Genomic DNA, 18,709 nt, shown 5'->3' on the forward strand with positions numbered 1-18,709 from the left:
GCTGATGAATCTTGTAATTAATGAGATGAGAATTTTGATGCGATACACAGTCATTCTTGCCGCGCTATTTATTACCGCTTGCGGCAAGGAATCTCCGGCGGTTCGCGCCTAGATATGCCTAGCCGATACCGCAAATGCAGAAAGCGTCCGAACGGACAAGTAAACGCCTCAGTTTTGCAGAAGATCTGATCATTGTTATTGTGGATGCGGAGTAATGCCGGTGTTCGAGGGGTGCAAAATGGCGCGGAGACTTCCAGGCGAGGGTGACAAGAAATTTTTGGTTTATGCAGGTACAGGTACGGACCTGATTTTTAATCACGGTATCGAGCTTCCGGGTTTTGCGTCGTTTCCCTTGCTGGAGAAGCCTGACACCCGGGCTGTTCTGGCCGGACAAATGCAAGCGCTCGTGCAATTGGCCGACGATATGGGTGTTGGGTGCATTCTCGACGCACCGACATGGATGGCCAATACCGACCGTGCTGCACCTTTGGGCTACGATGCTGAACGTCTTCGTGAGGTAAACAAGAATGGTGTCGCACTGATGGAGGAGGTGCGCAAGGCTTCTGGTCGGGATGACGTTTTGGTTTCCGCCTGCGTTGGTCCAAGATACGATCCTTACGCTGACATCCCGTCCATGACAGTTGAACAGGCGCGTAGTTACCACGGTGCGCAACTTGCTGTTCTGAAAGAAACCAGTGTTGATCTGGTGACCGCGTACACGTTCAACCGCCTAAGCGAGGCTGCTGGCTGTGTTCTGGCTGCAAGAGATATTGGTTTACCCATCATTTTGTCATTGGTCGTCGAAACCGATGGCTGTTTGGCTGACGGCACCAAGCTTGTTGATGCCATAGACCAGATCGAAGCAGAAACTGACGGCGCGGCTCAGTTCTACATGGTCAACTGCGCACACCCGACGCACTTTGCCGACGCGCTCAACGCGCATCCAAGGCTCAAAGGTGTTGTTGCCAATGCATCAAGTTGTTCGCACGCAGAACTGGATGAGGCCGATACCTTGGATGAAGGAGATCCCGTGCAGCTCGGCAAAGAAATTGCGGATGTCATGCGGGAAAACCCGTCGATCCGGGTGTTTGGCGGTTGCTGCGGTACGGATATGCGACACCTAAGAGAAATGGCTTTGGAGGTAGATCGCGGATAGCGCTGCTGTTTTATTTACGGCGGCGTATCACCGTATGGTTGAAGCTTGATGATAGGCTTTAACGGGAAAAACAGTGATCCGAGAAGTAATTCCGATGAAATGCTGGCGAAGCGTCATGACAGGTGCTTGACTTTGCTTTTATAGACCGTGGACCAAACGTGTTCTACCGTCTCGATCACGCAACTCAATTCGAGAAGCTCAACTGACACCTTCAGGATGGAGACTGACGATGTTTGCTGGGAGGATGACAAGCTTTCGCACTCACATGAAAGAAGCCGGAATCGACGTTGCTCTCATCACCGATGACGACAACGTTTATTATCTGACGGGCTATTATGACTACCTGCATATGGAGTTCGGGCGTCCAACCATCCTGATTGTGCACCGATCAGGCGAAAGCCTGCTGATCACGCCGACAATAGACCTGAACGCGGCACGTTCGGCGGCTCATGTTGATCGTATCGCGGCCTGGAATGACGGTATGGGCGAAGAGTGGAGATCGGAACTGCCTAAAGCGGTCAAAATGGCAAAGCGCGTTGGGATCGAGCCTGATCACATGCCGCCTGCTGTGCGGACATATCTGGAAACGTTGGTCCCGGTGGAAAACCTGGTCAGCGCCACACCGATATTGGCTGATATGCGAATGATAAAATCCGCCCAGGAACTCCAATTGGCGCGGCATGCCGGGCAGGTGGCAAGCGCTATGATGGACGCCGGGCGCGACGCCATTGCAGACGGAGTGCCGGAGTTCGAAGTTGCGCTTGCCACATCCCAGGCCGGAACACGAAAGGCCGCCGAGCTTTTAGTGGCGCATTACGATGACGCGGACATGTCGCCCAACACTCATTTTCTGCAAATAATGGCGTCGGGTGACACCATCACCAAAACCCATCATCGCGCCTCAACCCGGATCATGAAACGAAGCGAACCGGTGTTTTTGTGCTTTTGCGGCATGACCAATTTTCACCGCTTCAAACTGGGTTTTGACCGCACCTTTTGGATTGGTGAGGTGGCGGACAAACAACAAGAGAATATCTATGAGGTTGCCGTGGCAAGTCAGGCCGCCGCACTGGCAGAGCTGCGCCCAGGTGTGACCGCCGAAAGTGTGCATACCGCCTATGCCGAGGTTATCCAGGGGGCGGGTTTTGAATACCCGTTCCGGTGTGGTCGCGCGACCGGCTATAGCTTTTTGGAGAAACCACAGCTCGTCACCGGCGACACGACAGTGTTGCAGCCAGGGATGGTTTTCGCTGTTGATGGTTCAGTGTCAGTCGATACATTTCGTGCGCAGGTTGGCGACAGTTTCATAATCACCGAAGATGGTTGGGAGGCAATAACGGAACATCCAAAGTCCTTGGATGCCGTTATCCTTTGACCTTCTGACCAACGCAGTCTTTTGAATGCATTGGCGTGGCGAGCGCCTGAAATGGCGAGCCGGGTCTTAGGACTTTGTAAGTTTTGCTCCACGATCTCGCGATTGCGTTGCATCTTTAGGCATCCGCAACGCGATTAGGTGCGCGAAGTTGGAAGCACCTCCGGCACCTTCGATAGCGCAGTTTCAGAGGTAAATAAGCCGCTTTGGGACCCGGCAATTGGAATGTATAACTTGCAGTGCATTGGAGAAGAAGGCGTGGCGGAAAACTTGCGTTAACAGCCATTGTTCGATTGGGGGTAGATGGAAAATGAGTGATGATTCTGAAACCTACCGAGGAATCTGTTATTGCGGCGCATGTAGTGTTTCTACTGCCGGTGAGCCGATGGTCATGGCTTATTGTCATTGCCACTCTTGCAGAAAATGGCATTCGGCGCCGGTCAATGCCTGGTGCCTCTGGTCGGCAGACAATGTCTCGTTGTCAGGACCGACGGTTCACTCGGACAAGAATGATGAAAGCCATCGTGTTTCCTGCGGCAAATGCGGGGGTGCATTGGTGAATATCAAACCCGGAAAGGACATTGTAGCGGTCTACGCAATGTCGCTGGCCGAATCCGGTTTGAGCTTCGAGCCGGCCTTTCACATCTTCTACGGCGAGCGTGTTTTCGACATGGCTGATGGCCTGCCGAAGTGGAAGACGGTTCCGACATCGTTCGGAGGGGATGGTGCCGCTGTGACCGAACCGGACAAAACCGGTTGGATTTCCTTGAACACGCGAGCCCAAGGGTGAAGCGCAAACTTACCTCGATCTTGGCTGCCGACATTGTCGGCTTCTCGCGGCTTGTGGAAGCTGCCGAGGAAGCCACGCTGGCGCGTCAGAAAGAACTGCGCCTGTCCGTGTTCGACCCCGGCATCAAGCAGGCTGGGGGTAAGATTATCAAGTCGACAGGCGATGGATTTCTGGCCGAATTTTCAAGCGTTGTGGAAGCGGTGCGGTTCGCGATAGCGGCGCAAGAAGCGGTTCGCGCAGAGGAAGAGTCCGTGCCTCAAGATCGGCAGATCAGTTACCGCATGGGCCTTCACATAGGTGATGTGGTTGTTGATGATGGTGATATCTATGGCGACGGTGTGAATCTTGCCGCTCGCTTAGAAGCTGCTGCCCCAACGGGCGGGATTTGCATCTCCGCTGCCGTCCGTGACCAGATCGTTGGCGTAATGGACGAGCTGTTCGCTGATGTCGGTGAATTGACGCTGAAAAACATTTCGCGCCCGATCCGCGCCTTTGTCTGGCCTCCCGACCAAGGTGGAGCACTTTACACTGCCACCACACCGCCCATCGAGGTGACTTCCAAAAAGCCCACGGTAGCCCTTAGTGCATTCGAAGCCCTCGGCAACAATGACGATGCTAAGATGCTGGCAGAGGCCTGCAATCACACGGTGGAGGCGGCGCTTGCCAATCTTACAGGGTTGGATCTGATCGCACTCGAGGCGGGCCCGGACCATATCGCTACGGCGGTGTTTCAGGCCTCTGGAAACCAGGTCCGCGCGACACTCAAGCTGCGTGAGACGAGTACATCGGCAACCTACCTGACCCAGCGGATGAACGGTGATCTTTCCGATCCTTTCGTGGCAGAAGATCTGTTGTCAGGGGAAATCGCGACAACGATCCGATACGGAATTCTGCAGCGAATTGCTGAGCGCGCAGCGGAAACGGAGACAAACGACCCCGAGGCAATGCTGAATCTTGCGGGGCATTACATGATGGGATCGCAGCCTGAAGAATGGGAGGCTGCGGGCCGTCTGTTGGACAGGATCCTTACACTCCAGCCACGCAATTTCATGGCCGTTGGGATGAAGGCGAACACGTTGATTGGCGAATTGGTATGGGGTTACCGTCCGATACGCCCGGAGGATATCGAAGCCGCTGACGCAGGGCTGAGCAAGGCGGTTTCGTTGAATGACCAAAGCGATTACGTGCACCTGATCCGGGGAATTTTTCACTACGGTATTACCGGCGATTTGGAAGCGGCGGTGCGGTGTGTTGAACGCGGGTTCGAAATCAGTCCGCAGTTCGCCCAGGGGCATATGGTACTGGGCTGGATTCAGAACCTGATGGGCCAACCAGAGTTAGCGCTGAAGTCCATCAAAAAGGGCTCGTTTTCTCTTGCCAAGAACCGGATATATCACCGTGTCCCACAAGCGTTGGCCCAGACTTATCTGGTTATGGGCGACTTCGAGAATGCCATCGCCAACGCCAACCGAGCGCTACAAAATTCGCCGGGGCTGCCGGTCGCACAAATGTACCTTGCCAGCGCAACCGGTCAGGCTGGTTTACCTGATGAAGGAGAAAGGGCGCGGGACGCCCTATTGGCGTCCGATCCGGACTTCCGAATTAGCGGCGTGCGCAGGTTCCATTTTCAGGACACCACACGTTGGGATGCAATCCTGGATGGGCTTCGCGCGGTGGGGCTGCCCGAATAAGTGCTCTCCCAAATTAGTGCCACATGCATTCTGAACTGGGTGAAATGATCAACTTTCTACCAGTCGCGGTTTGCTTCAATCATCATATCGACAGAGTGCCGAACTCGCGGTTCGCCTTGTGGAAAGGTAGGGTGGAATACTGGGCAAAAACGCCGCACAAGATTTCCAAGATCGGTTTGACCCTTGAGTGATTATCTTGTCTTTAGGCACCGACGGACCATACAGGGGTAACATGATGAGCGATCTGGGTTTCACTTTCAGGCGCGCGAAAAATGGCGAGGTTAATATTGATCATCGCGCCAAGCATGCGACGACTCTGAGGGGCGAAAAGGCAATGTGGTTTCTGCAAGACATGGACGGCATGGACTTCGAGAGCCAACAGCAGGAAATGGCCCGCCTCACAGGCAACTATAGACGTGGGAATGAGCGCCAAGCGCGCAACCATCCCCGCAATCGGTAATGGCGAGCCACCCGGAAACATATTGAAGGGAATCTGTCACAATCTCCGAAATGAGGGTCGCTCTTCAGATAAAGGTTGAAGTTTGCCAGTCAAAATGCACTTTAGTTTGAGATGCAGCGCTTTTAAGTTGACGGAAACACGATGCCACAATCATAACTTGATCACACATTTTGAATCGCGCAAACTTATGGGCAAATCATGCAATGTTATGCGCAAATGTCGCGCAAAGTTATGGGCAATGACACCGAAATTTTCTGAATTAAATCAATGACGGGGATGCAGCGTTATGCGCACGCCTACACTAGTGTAGGGACGCGCACAAACCTTCACGCACCCCATAAGTTTGCACTGTTTCACGATAATAGTGCAGAGGAGAACAAGTAAATCGCCTTATGCGGGTGCCGAAGGATAGATTTCAGTGTCTCAAGGATTGAACACCTGATCGCGATGCCAGATCAGGTTCTCCTTGTGCCCAGCAGTTAGACCAGAGATCCGCTTGGAATGTCCGGACAACGAGCTCATTGCCGGCGCGGACAGTTTACTCGAAAACCAAGGTGTCCCGTCGTCCTTGAAAGTCACCAACAGATGCCTGGCGTGTTTCTTGATCCATAGCCAGGCAGGGTGCCTGAGAAACATCATATAAGCAGATTTGGATAGCATCGTATTATTTGCATTCCAGATTTGATGAAATCAGTGAAAGACCATCGCGGCCAGCTATTGAGAGTAACTTTTCTTAGGTGCTGTCGTCGTCACCACTCTACCAAAGACTCATGTAAATCGTACCGATAGCTCGGTGTCCATAACGCCACCAAAACCAGCTGACCATTCTTCACCCGGGGACACTGGCTATGCGTCTGTCAATGTGCCAGTTGTGACGAGCTCGCCTCCCTGAAGCTGGTCGGCTTCGGAGAGCAGAGACACAAGATGAGCCAGGACTTCGATTGGGCCGCCAAGCGCGTTTTCACCTTTGCCGGACTCGATGGCCTCACCGCCCTTGAACAATGCTAGTGGCACTTCAGCCAAGCCGGTCAAAACATCTTGCGTCGCCGCGATTTTGTCGCCGAGAACAAGGCAGCCGTGCAATCCTTGTGCTGCGATTGAATCTTCGACCGAGAATTTCCAGTCGGGATAAATCGATTGAACAATTTCAAACCCAGGGGCAACCCACTCTACGCAACCTGCCAACTGCTCATTGTTCATTTCAGCTGTTGGTGCATGTTTAAGGCCCACTACAATTTCTGGTTCAATCCTCGGTTCTGAATACCTTGCCAAGTTTACCGGCTGATCAGTCGAAAACAGCCCATCTGCGTAGACCTCTCCCCAAATGGGTTGATCTACACCATAAACAGGCCAAATCGTGCGGTTCGTGAAGCCGACCTTCCGGCCAACTCTCTTTTTGCCCTGAAGCTCTCGGACGCGACTTGCAATCGAATATGCTTCATCCAGCGTTAGCTGTTCGGCCTCTGAAGACAGTTTAGATATCTGCTGGGCAGAGGTCAGGGCATCAGCGATTGTCTTAGCGCTAGCTTCAATATCTCTTGTCATATTCGCATTATACCTGCCGAAGGCTGGATTGCGATGCAATCGAGGTCCATCAGGATTGGCTCAAGATTGGACCACTGGTCGCAGGGGTCGACGTAACCGATTTACTTCTGCGGATCACCTGTTCGGCTCTAGTCATGCACACTAATCGAGACAGGATGCACAGTGTTGAACAAGGTAAGATCTTCGCCTCCGGCATCGAGAATGCCCGCTTTGTTGGCCTTGAGACAGCAAACAATACGATGCCAGAGTATGATCCTGCCTGGCCTAAAGCCCTAGTGGAAATAGAGCATTTTTTGAATTCAATTTGAGCAGTGTACCCAGCTCAGAATGGGCAGCCAAATACGGAATATAGCAATTCAGAAAAATTGTGACTTCCAACCAGCGGCTACTCAATTGCAGTGCGAAATGTTGAGGTAAGTCGTTTGTTCAAACCGTGATGAGGCTCCGCAGAGGAACCGTAGTGCAACTCCGCCAAGGCAGCGATGTCATTGAAAATGACTACGGAGCCGCCCTCTTCATTCGCATAAACCAGTAGTTTTTGGCAAAAGGCATCCAAACCAATTGCCGGAAAGCCCGTCATTGCCACGCCACCGGGTGCTGGTCCGCCGAACAGCAAGAGAACCGTATCCGGCAGCGCCACCCCCTGTTGGGAAGCTTCCGTCGCAAAATCGATTTCCCCAAACCAGACAGTATCGTCCTGCCCCATTACGGCTGTCCTGAGACGTTCGACTGCCTCTGGTACGCTGCGCTGAGATCGCAGTTCGATGACCCCATAGTCGGCAAACAATTCGCTGGTTGGCGCTGGTGCTGCATCCAAGCCGTTCAGAACTTCGAGCAGCTTGCTCTCAAATGTATTTAACGCTTGGGTGTCATTCAGACCATGCCGCACTTTGAGAAACTGAGAGTCTGTATAGGCGATCTGCGGGCGATCATCCTGATCGAATGAGAGAACGCGAAAAGGAAGGTCCAGACCTGCTCGTATGTTCTCTTCCAGAATGGGCGTGTTTATCTCTGGATCAGAGAAAATGAGTACACGTGATGCTGGCATTTCTACGCCTTCAGCTTTGGCCAAACGCGCGTGATCTATCGATGCGATTGGAGTAGCTCCCGCTTCGACAACGGCAGTCTCAAGCTCTAAAAAGTTTTTGTCCACCGCAGTCTGAACAGACGACGATTGTGCAAGACCGGAGGTCAAAACCGACGCGGTTGTAATCATCGAGAGAACAAAGAAAAACCTCAGCACTTTAACACTTCCTGTTTCATTGTACTTTTCTCAAGGAAACCGCCGCCAGAGCTGCAAAAGCTATCTCGGCCGCAAGAAAAAATAGAAGTACCCCGTTTGGAACTCCATCGATAAGAATGCTTAGCATGCGTCCAACTGCCAGTCCCGACATAAACAAAAAAAGAACCCAAAGCGCCGGTTGTTGTAAATCTGGTTTCGCCACAGCCGCTAACCAAAACAAAGCGTTTGCCAGATAAAGACCCATAATCGCTCGGAACACGTGGGTTTGGTTCGTCCCTTCCACAGGAAATCCCAGCAAAACTGGGATCGAACTGCCGGGCATCAGACCGTATGATAACGCAATTGGCACGAGGCCGACGGCAGCAAGCAAAAGTACCAATCTAGCACTCATGGAGGAATCCTTCTCGTAGAGGTTTCGCTCTTTTGCGAATTCCCAATCGGTTTTTTGAGGCAACCGATGATCCGAGCCGGATGCCCAAACAGCAATCAGAAAGGCATATTGTATGCCTCATTAACCTTCTGAGAGATGACACCTTCGGTTGATGTCTATTCTTCAACTTAACCTTGGTTAGAAACCAGCTTCCCACTCGGAAGAATTCCTCTAAGGTTTCTAGATGTGCCTTTACCAGACTGGCGCTACTGCTGCTTTCGTTTAACCGAGATAATGCATCCAGAGTGTTTTGGATGCCGTGCAGGGACATCTCGTGCCATAGCGTCCACATTTCCGAGGTGCCGCAACGCTCCGTTGTTGAGCAATACGCCTCGCCCAGCATCATACCGGCGCTGTCCGAATCCGCTGGCAACACATTCCCAGTTTTCCTTGGCCGCCGCGTTGCGGAATCTCGGTAGGTCGTGCGGGTCATGCCGTCCCGGTGTCGCTGCGACGTGATCGTGTTTCTTTGAGTTGCTTTGGTGACTTAAGTGGTGGGTCACTTGTGTTGAGCCAGGTTGCTGAACAGTACCGGTTGTTGGCCTCGGCCTAGGGCGCATGATTGTCACGACACCTTGTGGATTCTTATGTCCTGGGACGGCTACGTGAGTTGCCGTAGGTCTTGGTGTCAACTGTGGAACCTGGCCAGGAACCGCTATGGGAACCTGATTAGGAGTCGCGGTCGGGACGAGCGGTGGCACAGCAGTTTGACCGGAAGGCTGAGGCGGGACCTGACCAGGAACGGCGACTGGTATTTGGTTTGGTGTTGCAGTTGGCACAAGGGGCGGCACATTAGGCTGAGGCGGAACCTGGCCAGGGACAGCTATCGGAACTTGGTTGGGAGTCGCAGTCGGAACTTGCGGCGGCACAGCAGTTGGCCCGGTAGCCAATGGCGGAACCTGATTGGGAACGGCTGTCGGAACCCGGTTTGGTGTCGGATTTGGCACCAAGGGTGGAGCTAGGGTTGGTGCTACGATCGGCGTTGGAACTTGACCGGGAACCGCTATTGGCGTTGCGATAGGAACCCGACCGGGAATTGCGTTCGGGACCGCGCCCGGCGAAAGGACAGGCACAACAACGGACGTGGGCGTTTGCGGCGTTCCCCTTGGTGGCAACTGATTTGCCACCGGCTGTGTTGGGCCGGTAATTTGATTGCCTACCCCTTGCCCACCGGCCTGCCCACACCCTTGGCTCGATTGGTGCGGATTCCCCACGCCACGGCACCACCCGAAATGATTTCCCTGCGCGACGACCTGCGTAGCGGCCAGTTCTGCAAACAAACAAGCTGCTGCAAGCAAAGCAATGCGGTTCCGTTTCATAACATCCTCACCAACTTGTTGTCAGAGCAAGATACGCGCCGGGATCGCCAGAGTCGGTCAAAGGGCCGTCTCTCAAAGGGACACCGACATATCCGGACAGGAATAGGTTTCGCTTAAACTCAATGTCCAAACCCAGACCTGTTGAGGCCAGTGTAGCATTATCAACTTCAAAACTCGCAGGGTCGTTGTTCGAGATGTAACCCACGTCGAAAAAGACAAATGGCGTTAAGCGATGAATGCTTTGCGAGCTCGGAAAATAGGAGTGAGACACTTCGAAAGTCGCGGAAATCCCGGAATCACCGTCCACTTCGTCAAACCGATATCCGCGCAAAGCATAACGATCACCAAGGAAATACTCTTCGACAGATGGCAATCTGTCCGTCGTGTACTGCCCCCATATTTCTGTCCGCCACGCAGTGTTGGGCGATAAGGCTCTTAATGGGCTTTCGTATCCGACGCCGCCTCGAAGATGCCAGAACGAAGAGTCCCCGTCGTCAAAGCTTGCGTCTGTGGTGTCGTTTTCATTATCGCCAAAAGACAGCGTTAACCCTACTTCCAGAGCTTGTCCTTTTGGATAGTATTGCCCGTAAAGATATGTAAGGCCAACGACACTCGCGTCACTAGACAATGGAACGCCGCCACTGACTGAGTCCGCTTCGGAAAGGCGATAATCCAGCAGCAGATAGCCATAGCGGGCCACATCTCGGATCACGGGGTAACCCAACGCGACGGTGAAGTTCTCGCCATCAATATCTGTTCTTGCAAAATCACCCGAGAGGTCACGTTTTGCGTTTATATTCCCGTAAAAAATCTCACCATACAGACCATTGCTGTGCAGCGGTGTGCGATAGGTAACAGCGCCCCATAAAGAGTGTTCGTCGTCTTTGTCCCAATTGTAGTTACCTGACCCCTCAAATCGCAGCAAATCCCCGACGGTCAGCATCGAATAAAACTCTTGTACGACATAGAAGCTGAGCGCTTCTCCAAGCTCACGCGGAGGGTTGTCGAGTGTCGCGCTGCCGGCTTGTTTGCGCAGTGGCTCTCCCAACACTCTCAGCCGCGCACCAGCCTGATCCGGGTAGTCAAGTTCGGTCGACAATTCCAAGTCAGGTATGTCCTCGGCCAGCATCACCGCCCGCTCAAATCGTTTTAGCGTCATGGGATATGCGGTGGTGAGAGGGCGAAAAATCCTTTCTAGGGTTTGGAACGTGCGCGTATCTACACCTTCAATTTCGATGGTTTGAATGCGCCCTTCATCAACAATTATGCTCTGCCCATCGGGACCGGGCCAGGCCTCAGCCAAGAAATAACCGTCTTCTCGGTAGATCTGAGTGATCGTTGATGCGACCTCCACCGCTGTGATGCGCCCTGACCGATTAAAGGCCAATTGACCGGCAAACGTTAACAGCTCATCAGTATCGTACACCGTTACGCCGCTGACAGAGTGCTTTGATGCTATTTCCCAAGTTTGTGCAATGCTGTATTTTGGCACTGAAACAATGGCCACAAAAGTGCAAATGATCGCAATTACAGCCGAGTTGGTAACGGGCATTTTCTACAACCTTAGCGTGATTGAGCATGTTAAAACCCAATCCTATTACGAGGTTTGAATGTCTGAGCTTACCGTTATTCAAATTTGATCACGACTGGTGCTTTCGAGATACACAGCGAACAGACTACAATGCGCCTTCGTCGCCCAGGAACTCGATACCAGCTGTCGCGCCATCACTGTAGGCAATGCAATTCCAAGGAGCACGATCCTCACCAACGCCTACAGTGACCTGTGTTCCCGCCTCGCTAAATGCCGATGAGAGCACCACGACTTGCGAATTGTTCGTCGTGTTGGCTACATCACGCAAACATGCTTGCTGAGCCGGTGTGAGCTCGGCGGACGCGCTTGATGTACTCGCATCGTCACAGGCCGCAAGCATTGCGAAACAAGTTGCGCCTGCAATCATCACCATCTTGTTGGTCATTTTCTTCTCCCTCTGGGTCCTTTGAAATTAGTGAAACTGGATGCGCTTGTTTGAAACTCTCGCGTCTGAGTACCCAACAGAATATGCTTCCATCCTGTGAATACCTTTCCCAAAACTTGCTGCGGCGGGCTTGGTCGGCAGAACGATATTTCGTTGACTGCCAAGACCGCCAACAACGCGTGACGACCAAGTAATATCACCGGCAAAAGCCAGAGCGAACTTTGGAGCGAGGGCCAGAACCTTAAGTTTGAGCATTGCATCCTCCCAAGCTCGATGATTGTAAAAAGCCTTCCGACCGCCAGCACTCACTCCAGCAGTCGGAAGGGCCCGACAAATCGGGCGACAGCGACATCAACGAAGGTAAAATGAAAGTTGTGTCAAATTCGCATATTTGAATCTAATTTCTAATAAATCAATATTTTTTCCGCGCGTAAATTTCTTTACGCTCTCGTGCGATAGGCTTCTGCTTTCAAACAAAAAGGTAAGAGGGAGCATCCTTAGGGGCGAGTGCGTTCTCCTGAGCGGCGACGCGTTTGAGACCGCACAATAGGTAAGAAAGGAGTGCAATATGGGATTTGGCGAAGCAGTAAAAACGTGTTTCTCAAAATACTTCCAGTTCTCCGGTCGGGCTTTACGCTCAGAATACTGGTGGTTCTTCGTGTTCGTAGTTCTCGCGAGCGCTGCTTTGGCTGTGCTGGATACGATCATATTCGGGACCAACCCCGAAACAGGGCAGGGATCTCGGGTTCTGTCCTCTCTTTTCCAACTGGCTGTTCTCATACCCATGCTGGCCGCCGGTTGGCGGAGGCTGCATGATACAGGACGACCTGGCTGGTATTTGCTGCTGCCGATGGCGCTCAGCATTACAACGCTCTTTGTTATGCTGGGTGGGGTGGCGTTCTTCTCGGTATTGGAGCAAGGAACCGAAAACCCCGATGCATTACGAGGACCCGCGGCAGTACTGGGCGTGACCGGTATTGTTGTTGTCTCAATTCTTCAACTGGTTCTGTCCATTCTGATGATCTGGTGGTTGACGCGCCCTTCGGAAGAAGGCGCAAACGAATACGGCGCACCTGTTTCCTGACCTGGTTGCCGGGGCAATTGGCCGGAATCTCTGGCTGATTGACAGTGCGAACCGTAACACCATGGAGAGAGAAAATGAGTTTCAAAACGATTTCCACTGGGACGCTGATGATGGTTATGGCGACCACAGCATCAGCGGAGTGGTCGTTCAACTCTGGGCCTAATCCCAATGCATTTATTCAGACCGGAAACATGACGCTGGAACTTCAGTGTGACCGTATCCGCTTTGCTCCGGCTGGATACGAGGACAGCCAGGACATTGTACAGAAGCAAGGGCTTTCCATTCGTTTCTTGAAGAATGGCACCACCGAAGTTGGCGCATTTCAGGTTGGCGCAGAAAACGCTGACGTGCAGGTCGTCGACAATTATCCTGTCGAGGTCAGTTTCAATAGTCAGCAGGATTATGGTTTTGTACTGGACCAGCTCGCGGCCAATGCATCCGTTAACCTGTCCATGATTGATCAAGATGTCAGCTACGGAATCTTTGACTTGAAAGGTTCCAGCGCGGCAATTCGGTCCCTTCGTTCCGCCTGCGATTCAGGTGCTAGCCAAGAGGCCTCCTACGAACCCCCAGAAGGCATCGTCTATTGTGGTGGCGGAGCGGTAGAGCGTGTCATCGAACCGGTAATTTTGGACAACCCGGACGGAGAATGGGACGCGCGAGTAACGGTCAACGGCGAGTCGATCAGAGCCATGACGGCCTACAGTTACTTCGGAAACTCTATACCACCCGCCGGATTTGTCGTCGCCCTGCTTGGGGAGGACAGGTCCGAGTTTCTGATTTTTAGCGAAGGCTGGGCAAACTGGCTGGAATATGGGGACTACAGGTATGATCAATGCAACTGAAGCCACCTTCCAACCGGCTTCCCAATTGGCAAACTACTTGAAACGTTTGGTATCTGCGATCCTGCTTGGTTCGGGCCTGGTTTGGACCTCACCAGTTGTCGCGGCTGACGTTTCGCAACTTCCAACCGGTTTGCGAGCAAAGGTTGATCTGGCGGCACGAGCATGCGCGGAGTTCAACAACGGTCAGTTTGGCTTAGATTGGGGCGCGGTCGAAAGGGTCGATCTCAACGGAGATCTACAACGCGACTGGGTTTTGAATGAGTCTGGTTTTGCGTGTTCGAGCGCCGCATCTCTTTACTGCGGAACTGGCGGATGCATGTCGCACTTTTGGGTTGGCGAAGAGGCGCACTCCTTGCTCAACCAAGGCTGGACGGTCGTTGATTTTGGGCGTCGACGCGTTGTCGTAGCGGATATTCATGGATCCAATTGCGACGGAATAAATCCAACACCATGCGTCAGCGCCAGTGTTTGGGATGGCGAAGCCGACACTTGGCGCTCATCTGCTGGCGATTGGGAGTAAGCTGCATTTGGGCACCGCAGATAAGCCTGACGGCCTGTTATTCGATGAGTTCTCTTTAACATGCAGTGAGGTCATTGGCCATGGATCTACCGAACCAATCTCTGCTTTGTGAGTGATCAACATCAACGCATTGGACAAAGCCAGCAGTCACTCTGTCCAGTGTTGGAAACTTGTACCGAGCATGGGCTCTCTTTTCGACGATCACGATCCTCTTCGTCTGACACTCCCGCAAAAAGACAAACAGTCCTGATCCTAAGATTAGCGTGACACCAAGCGGGATGGGGAGGTTTTGTATTTCTACCGACCGAAACTCCTTTCTCTGGTCACAATACGGACTGACCATTCCAAAAATTTCCTACCGCCACCTTGAATTTCTGGACCAATCATTCCAAATCATACGCATGAGCAAAAAAACTCTCCCAAATGGCGACATCAAATCATCCGCAGGTCCAGGTAGACCTCGTGCCTTTGACGAAGCTGAGGCGTTGGAAAAAGCCTTGTGCGTATTCTGGCACAAGGGCTACGAGACCGCGTCCGTGGATGATCTGACCAAGGCCATGGGTTTGAGTCGGTCCAGCTTCTATGGAGCGTTCGGCAACAAGCAGGCTTTGTTTCACAAAGCCCTCAGCCACTATTCAAGGCGTGGTTTGAAAGCGCTGCGTGACGTTGCTGACGCGGGAGGAGATGACCCTGCTGGTGCGATAATGGAAGCTTTGGCGAACCCGCAAGGAGGTCGTGATGGCTGCATGCTTATCAACTGCCTGACGGAACTTGCTCCTCATGATGATGAAGTGGCGGCTCTCGGGCGGCAGCATTTGGAGAATATTGACGAGATTATTGCGAGAGCGCTTGAGCCTTCGGATCCGGGACAGGCCCTCGATAAGGCACGCGCCTTTGCGTCCCTTGCAATCGGAACACTAGCCTTGCGCAAGGCGGGCGTTCCCGCTGAGCAGATCTCGCAAACCCTGAAACAAGCCCGGTTGGTGATTTCGCCATAAGGCCTCCCGCCACCATAAGGAAATGAAACCTAAAACAAACTCAATCAAAAGACAGTGACCCTAATATTGGACTGATTGGTCCAATAATATCTGAACGAAGTTTACCAAAGAAGGAAGCAGCAATGGCTGATGAAAAACTGTTCTCCGGCATCAAAGCCGGTGCAATCGAGCTGAAGAACCGCATTGTCATGGCGCCATTGACCCGCAACCGGGCAAGAGCCGAGGATGACAGTGTCCATGAATTGCAGGCCAAGTACTACGCCCAGCGGACGGGTGCAGGTCTGATCATCACGGAGGCTTCGCAAATCTCGCCCCAAGGCAAGGGCTATGCCTGGACGCCCGGCATATATTCCGAAGCGCAGATCAACGGCTGGAAAAAAGTGACTGAGGCCGTCCATGCCAAGGACGGGAAGATTGTAATCCAGCTTTGGCATGTGGGCCGGATTTCGCATTACAGCTTGCAGCAGGATGGTGGCGCCCCTGTTGCACCATCCGCAATTGGAGCCAAGGCCAAGACGTTTGATGGTGAGCAGTTTGTTGAAACATCTGAACCGCGGGCTCTGGCCATCGAAGAAATTGCTGGCATCGTTGCGGACTACCGGAGGGCTGCGGAAAACGCCAAAGAGGCCGGTTTCGACGGTGTCGAGGTCCACGCAGCCAACGGATACCTTATCGATCAATTCCTGCGGGACGAATCCAACAAGCGTGAAGACGAATACGGCGGTCCTGTCGAGAATAGAGCACGGTTCCTGAAAGAGGTCATGGACGTGGTTGTCGATGTCTGGGGCGCCGACCGCGTTGGTGTCCGCCTCAGCCCATTCTCGGACGCCAACAACATCTCCGACAGCGACCCACAGGCGACATTCACCCATGCGGTCAAATTGCTGAATGGCTATGGGCTGGCCTATCTCCATCTCGTGGAGGGACAGACCGGCGGCCCGCGCGATATTCCGGAAGGTGGCGATCTGAAGGCGCTCTATGAATTGTTTGACGGTGCGAAAATGGGCAACAACGCTTATGACCGGGAAATGGCGGTTGAAGCGGTTGAAACCGGAGCCGTCGATCTGGTGGCCTTTGGTCGGCCGTTTATTTCCAACCCGGATCTTGTCAACCGGCTGGAGAAAGACGCCGCGCTGAATGAGCTCGATCCAACCACTCTCTACGGCGGCACTGAAAAAGGGTACACCGATTACCCGGCACTGGAAGAGGAAGCGGTTGCCGCAGAGTGATACATCGCTCTTAACTCCGTAGTGACAAGCAAATAGGTTGTTGGAGGCTGGCTTCTGCGAGAGAAAGTTAGTCGAAACTGGCTTCTTTTATAGCGCTGCACCGCCCCACTGGACCGGCGTGTTGAGTGTCCGGTTTGGGCTGAGGGCAGTCATTTACTTGGAGTACAGAGATGGACTGTTATGATCCCTGCGTTAAGCCAACTATCCCTCTGCTGTTTCAATTTTCCAAGCCGCTAGCAGCCTCGGAAGCACAAGATCCCAATCCATAACACCTGTCTGTTTGGCCCAGTTATTGTATTGACTAATCAAGTCTGCCTCCAATTCGGCGTTGCTCCCTCTCAAATCAGTCAACTCCGTGCGATCCGCTTCGATGTCATAGAGTTCCCAATCTTGCCCATGCTGCCTGACAAGTTTGAACTGACCCAGCCGCACCGCCGAATTTCCTTCATGTTCGAAAAAGATAGGTTCATCTCGCGCCCAATCTTTGCCGCGGAACAGTTCCATCAACGACTGCCCTTGCATAGGCTGAATTTCGTGACCACCTACCTCATTTTGATACTGGCATCCCGTTGCCTCCAAAATAGTGGGTAACACATCAACGACATGACAGGCGGCGTGCGCGTTTGCTTCTGAGGCAAACCCATTGGGCCAGTGCGCTACTAGCGGCGTCGATATACCGCCTTCATGAACGTAGTGTTTGAACAACCGAAACGGCGCATTCGAGACATTTGCCCACGGCTTGTCGTAGCTCTGGTATGTCTGGGCACCGCCCGGCATCACGTCGGGGCGGTTTCCCATTTCAATGGGGCGGCCGTCATTTGTGGTATCCGGGAAGAACTTTGCCCATCCGTCTTCCGCCATGAATTCAGCGCAGCCACCATTGTCGGACAGGAACAAAATCAAGGTGTCTTCAAACTGCCCCAAACGCTTTAACGCAGCGATAAGTCTACCGATAGATTGATCCATCCGGTCTACCATCGCAGCATAGGTGGCCATCTTTCGTGCCTCCCAATCCGTATTGTGTTCGGCATCCCAGGGATGAACAGCAACATCACGCGGAGAAATTTCCCAGTTTCTCTGAAACAGGTTCATGCTGTTCATGGTTTCGTGCCGTGCGGTACGGATTGTGTCCCAGCCGCCTGAATACACCCCGTCATAGCGAGCGATGTCCTCGGGATGGGCATGCAGGGGCCAATGTGGTGCAGTATGTGCGAGATAGAGAAAAAAAGGCTGATCGTCGGGCGTGTCCTCGATCATTCCAATCGCTTTGTCCGTAATCGCATCTGTGAAATAGAAGTCATCCGGGAATGTCATGACACGGCTGTCATCTTCGAGCATGTAATGCGGCGAGAAGAAGTGGGTGACGCCATCGACGATCCCATAGAAGCGATCAAAACCACGCTGTCTCGGCGTCGGATGCTCAACATCACCAACCCGCCAGCTGTCAACTTCGCGCGCCATGAAATCTCCGGCGACATGCCATTTGCCGGACATCAATGTCCGATAGCCACCTGCACGTAGGTGTTCCGCTATGGTGGCGCTGTCATTACGTAAAAACCCCTGGTATGCGGGCGTGCCCAGGTCGGCCCCCATGTGACCCACGCCGGCGTTGTGTGGATACAACCCGGTCAAAAGAGATGCCCGCGTAGGACAACAGCGAGCGCAGTTATACATTGCTGTAAGCAGCACACCATCTCTTGCAAGGCCATCGATATTTGGGGTGCGAATTTCCGATCCGGTGGCGCCCAAATCTGCAAAACCCAGATCATCAGCCAGGATCAGTATCACATTCGGTCGTTTTCTTGTCGGCATTCGGGTGCTCCATTGCTGCACTTATGAGCTTACCTCACTATCGGTGATGATCTTGTTTCCAAGCGACGCGACGATAGTGGGGAGAGGGAGGTTGCCGACCACGGCAGTCGGCACAGTGGCTTCGAAAGCGAGAATGGAAGCGGCTCCGGATACACGTCGCAGATATCTGAGCGAACTGCCGTGTCGCAAAGCGACGTGACCTATTCTTTGACCCATGGTAGTGGCCCTGTGAAAGGGCA

General features: G+C 53.0%; 18 protein-coding genes. 10 read left to right on the plus strand and 8 right to left on the minus strand.

Going from position 1 to position 18,709, the window contains the following annotated elements; all coding sequences use genetic code 11:
• Positions 1-238: 238 nt before the first annotated feature.
• From ACR0DU_RS21005 to ACR0DU_RS21025, 5 genes are all read left to right on the plus strand, one after another.
• On the plus strand, positions 239-1,156 hold the full coding sequence (locus tag ACR0DU_RS21005; RefSeq protein WP_480877214.1) for a homocysteine S-methyltransferase family protein: 918 nt from the start codon (positions 239-241) through the stop codon (positions 1,154-1,156).
• Between the two features lie 229 nt (positions 1,157-1,385).
• A complete protein-coding gene (locus tag ACR0DU_RS21010; protein WP_480877217.1) occupies positions 1,386-2,531 on the plus strand; it encodes a M24 family metallopeptidase in 1,146 nt (381 codons plus the stop codon).
• Between the two features lie 307 nt (positions 2,532-2,838).
• Positions 2,839-3,318: a GFA family protein gene (locus tag ACR0DU_RS21015; protein WP_480877220.1), complete on the plus strand. Its 480-nt coding sequence runs from the start codon at positions 2,839-2,841 to the stop codon at positions 3,316-3,318.
• Positions 3,315-5,009: an adenylate/guanylate cyclase domain-containing protein gene (locus tag ACR0DU_RS21020; RefSeq protein ID WP_480877223.1), complete on the plus strand. Its 1,695-nt coding sequence runs from the start codon at positions 3,315-3,317 to the stop codon at positions 5,007-5,009. Before ACR0DU_RS21015 ends, ACR0DU_RS21020 begins: the two co-directional genes overlap by 4 nt.
• Before the next feature lie 235 nt (positions 5,010-5,244).
• A complete protein-coding gene (locus ACR0DU_RS21025; protein ID WP_480877226.1) occupies positions 5,245-5,469 on the plus strand; it encodes a hypothetical protein in 225 nt (74 codons plus the stop codon).
• An 846-nt stretch (positions 5,470-6,315) separates the two neighbouring features.
• Here the strand turns inward: ACR0DU_RS21025 and ACR0DU_RS21030 are convergent.
• The 6 genes from ACR0DU_RS21030 to ACR0DU_RS21055 form a co-directional block, all read right to left on the minus strand.
• Positions 6,316-7,014: a 2-keto-4-pentenoate hydratase gene (locus ACR0DU_RS21030; protein WP_480877229.1), complete on the minus strand. Its 699-nt coding sequence runs from the start codon at positions 7,012-7,014 to the stop codon at positions 6,316-6,318.
• Positions 7,015-7,399: 385 nt separating this feature from the next.
• A complete protein-coding gene (locus ACR0DU_RS21035) occupies positions 7,400-8,167 on the minus strand; it encodes a DUF302 domain-containing protein (protein WP_480877232.1) in 768 nt (255 codons plus the stop codon).
• A gap of 106 nt (positions 8,168-8,273) precedes the next feature.
• Positions 8,274-8,648 carry a DUF4345 domain-containing protein gene (locus ACR0DU_RS21040; RefSeq protein ID WP_010443491.1) on the minus strand — a complete coding sequence of 125 codons (375 nt, stop codon included), beginning with the start codon at positions 8,646-8,648 and terminating at the stop codon, positions 8,274-8,276.
• 1,365 nt (positions 8,649-10,013) lie between these two features.
• Entirely contained in the window at positions 10,014-11,498 is a 1,485-nt protein-coding gene (locus tag ACR0DU_RS21045; protein ID WP_480877236.1) for a ShlB/FhaC/HecB family hemolysin secretion/activation protein, read from the minus strand.
• A gap of 184 nt (positions 11,499-11,682) precedes the next feature.
• Complete coding sequence (locus tag ACR0DU_RS21050; RefSeq protein ID WP_170782119.1) at positions 11,683-11,982, minus strand: hypothetical protein; 300 nt, start codon at positions 11,980-11,982, stop codon at positions 11,683-11,685.
• Between the two features lie 27 nt (positions 11,983-12,009).
• The gene (locus ACR0DU_RS21055; protein ID WP_480877239.1) at positions 12,010-12,237 is read right to left on the minus strand and encodes a hypothetical protein; all 228 of its coding nucleotides are present in this window, start codon (positions 12,235-12,237) and stop codon (positions 12,010-12,012) included.
• A gap of 313 nt (positions 12,238-12,550) precedes the next feature.
• On the opposite strand from ACR0DU_RS21055, the gene ACR0DU_RS21060 reads away from it, so the two are divergent.
• The 5 genes from ACR0DU_RS21060 to ACR0DU_RS21080 all read left to right on the plus strand — a co-directional run bounded on the left by ACR0DU_RS21060 (position 12,551) and on the right by ACR0DU_RS21080 (position 16,658).
• A complete protein-coding gene (locus ACR0DU_RS21060; RefSeq protein ID WP_480877242.1) occupies positions 12,551-13,066 on the plus strand; it encodes a DUF805 domain-containing protein in 516 nt (171 codons plus the stop codon).
• Positions 13,067-13,140: 74 nt separating this feature from the next.
• On the plus strand, positions 13,141-13,911 hold the full coding sequence (locus tag ACR0DU_RS21065) for a hypothetical protein (protein ID WP_480877245.1): 771 nt from the start codon (positions 13,141-13,143) through the stop codon (positions 13,909-13,911).
• 37 nt (positions 13,912-13,948) lie between these two features.
• Positions 13,949-14,431 carry a hypothetical protein gene (locus tag ACR0DU_RS21070; protein ID WP_480877248.1) on the plus strand — a complete coding sequence of 161 codons (483 nt, stop codon included), beginning with the start codon at positions 13,949-13,951 and terminating at the stop codon, positions 14,429-14,431.
• A 401-nt stretch (positions 14,432-14,832) separates the two neighbouring features.
• Positions 14,833-15,429: a TetR/AcrR family transcriptional regulator gene (locus ACR0DU_RS21075; RefSeq protein WP_010443499.1), complete on the plus strand. Its 597-nt coding sequence runs from the start codon at positions 14,833-14,835 to the stop codon at positions 15,427-15,429.
• Between the two features lie 122 nt (positions 15,430-15,551).
• Positions 15,552-16,658 carry an alkene reductase gene (locus tag ACR0DU_RS21080; protein WP_480877251.1) on the plus strand — a complete coding sequence of 369 codons (1,107 nt, stop codon included), beginning with the start codon at positions 15,552-15,554 and terminating at the stop codon, positions 16,656-16,658.
• A gap of 201 nt (positions 16,659-16,859) precedes the next feature.
• Here the strand turns inward: ACR0DU_RS21080 and ACR0DU_RS21085 are convergent, their stop codons facing one another.
• On the minus strand, positions 16,860-18,470 hold the full coding sequence (locus ACR0DU_RS21085; protein WP_480877254.1) for an arylsulfatase: 1,611 nt from the start codon (positions 18,468-18,470) through the stop codon (positions 16,860-16,862).
• 21 nt (positions 18,471-18,491) lie between these two features.
• On the minus strand, positions 18,492-18,709 hold a 218-nt coding region (locus ACR0DU_RS21090), incomplete at its 5' end, for a hypothetical protein (RefSeq protein WP_480877257.1).

This window comes from Ruegeria sp. G2 (genome assembly GCF_056533505.1).

What these genes read in the sequence shown, in the direction of transcription:
- ACR0DU_RS21005 (WP_480877214.1), top strand. Translation starts at nt 239, where the DNA reads ATGGCGCGGAGACTTCCAGGCGAGGGTGACAAGAAATTTTTGGTTTAT.
- ACR0DU_RS21010 (WP_480877217.1), top strand. Translation starts at nt 1,386, where the DNA reads ATGTTTGCTGGGAGGATGACAAGCTTTCGCACTCACATGAAAGAAGCC.
- ACR0DU_RS21015 (WP_480877220.1), top strand. Translation starts at nt 2,839, where the DNA reads ATGAGTGATGATTCTGAAACCTACCGAGGAATCTGTTATTGCGGCGCA.
- ACR0DU_RS21025 (WP_480877226.1), top strand. Translation starts at nt 5,245, where the DNA reads ATGAGCGATCTGGGTTTCACTTTCAGGCGCGCGAAAAATGGCGAGGTT.
- ACR0DU_RS21030 (WP_480877229.1), bottom strand. Translation starts at nt 7,014, where the DNA reads ATGACAAGAGATATTGAAGCTAGCGCTAAGACAATCGCTGATGCCCTG.
- ACR0DU_RS21040 (WP_010443491.1), bottom strand. Translation starts at nt 8,648, where the DNA reads ATGAGTGCTAGATTGGTACTTTTGCTTGCTGCCGTCGGCCTCGTGCCA.
- ACR0DU_RS21050 (WP_170782119.1), bottom strand. Translation starts at nt 11,982, where the DNA reads ATGACCAACAAGATGGTGATGATTGCAGGCGCAACTTGTTTCGCAATG.
- ACR0DU_RS21055 (WP_480877239.1), bottom strand. Translation starts at nt 12,237, where the DNA reads ATGCTCAAACTTAAGGTTCTGGCCCTCGCTCCAAAGTTCGCTCTGGCT.
- ACR0DU_RS21060 (WP_480877242.1), top strand. Translation starts at nt 12,551, where the DNA reads ATGGGATTTGGCGAAGCAGTAAAAACGTGTTTCTCAAAATACTTCCAG.
- ACR0DU_RS21065 (WP_480877245.1), top strand. Translation starts at nt 13,141, where the DNA reads ATGAGTTTCAAAACGATTTCCACTGGGACGCTGATGATGGTTATGGCG.
- ACR0DU_RS21075 (WP_010443499.1), top strand. Translation starts at nt 14,833, where the DNA reads ATGAGCAAAAAAACTCTCCCAAATGGCGACATCAAATCATCCGCAGGT.
- ACR0DU_RS21080 (WP_480877251.1), top strand. Translation starts at nt 15,552, where the DNA reads ATGGCTGATGAAAAACTGTTCTCCGGCATCAAAGCCGGTGCAATCGAG.
- ACR0DU_RS21085 (WP_480877254.1), bottom strand. Translation starts at nt 18,470, where the DNA reads ATGCCGACAAGAAAACGACCGAATGTGATACTGATCCTGGCTGATGAT.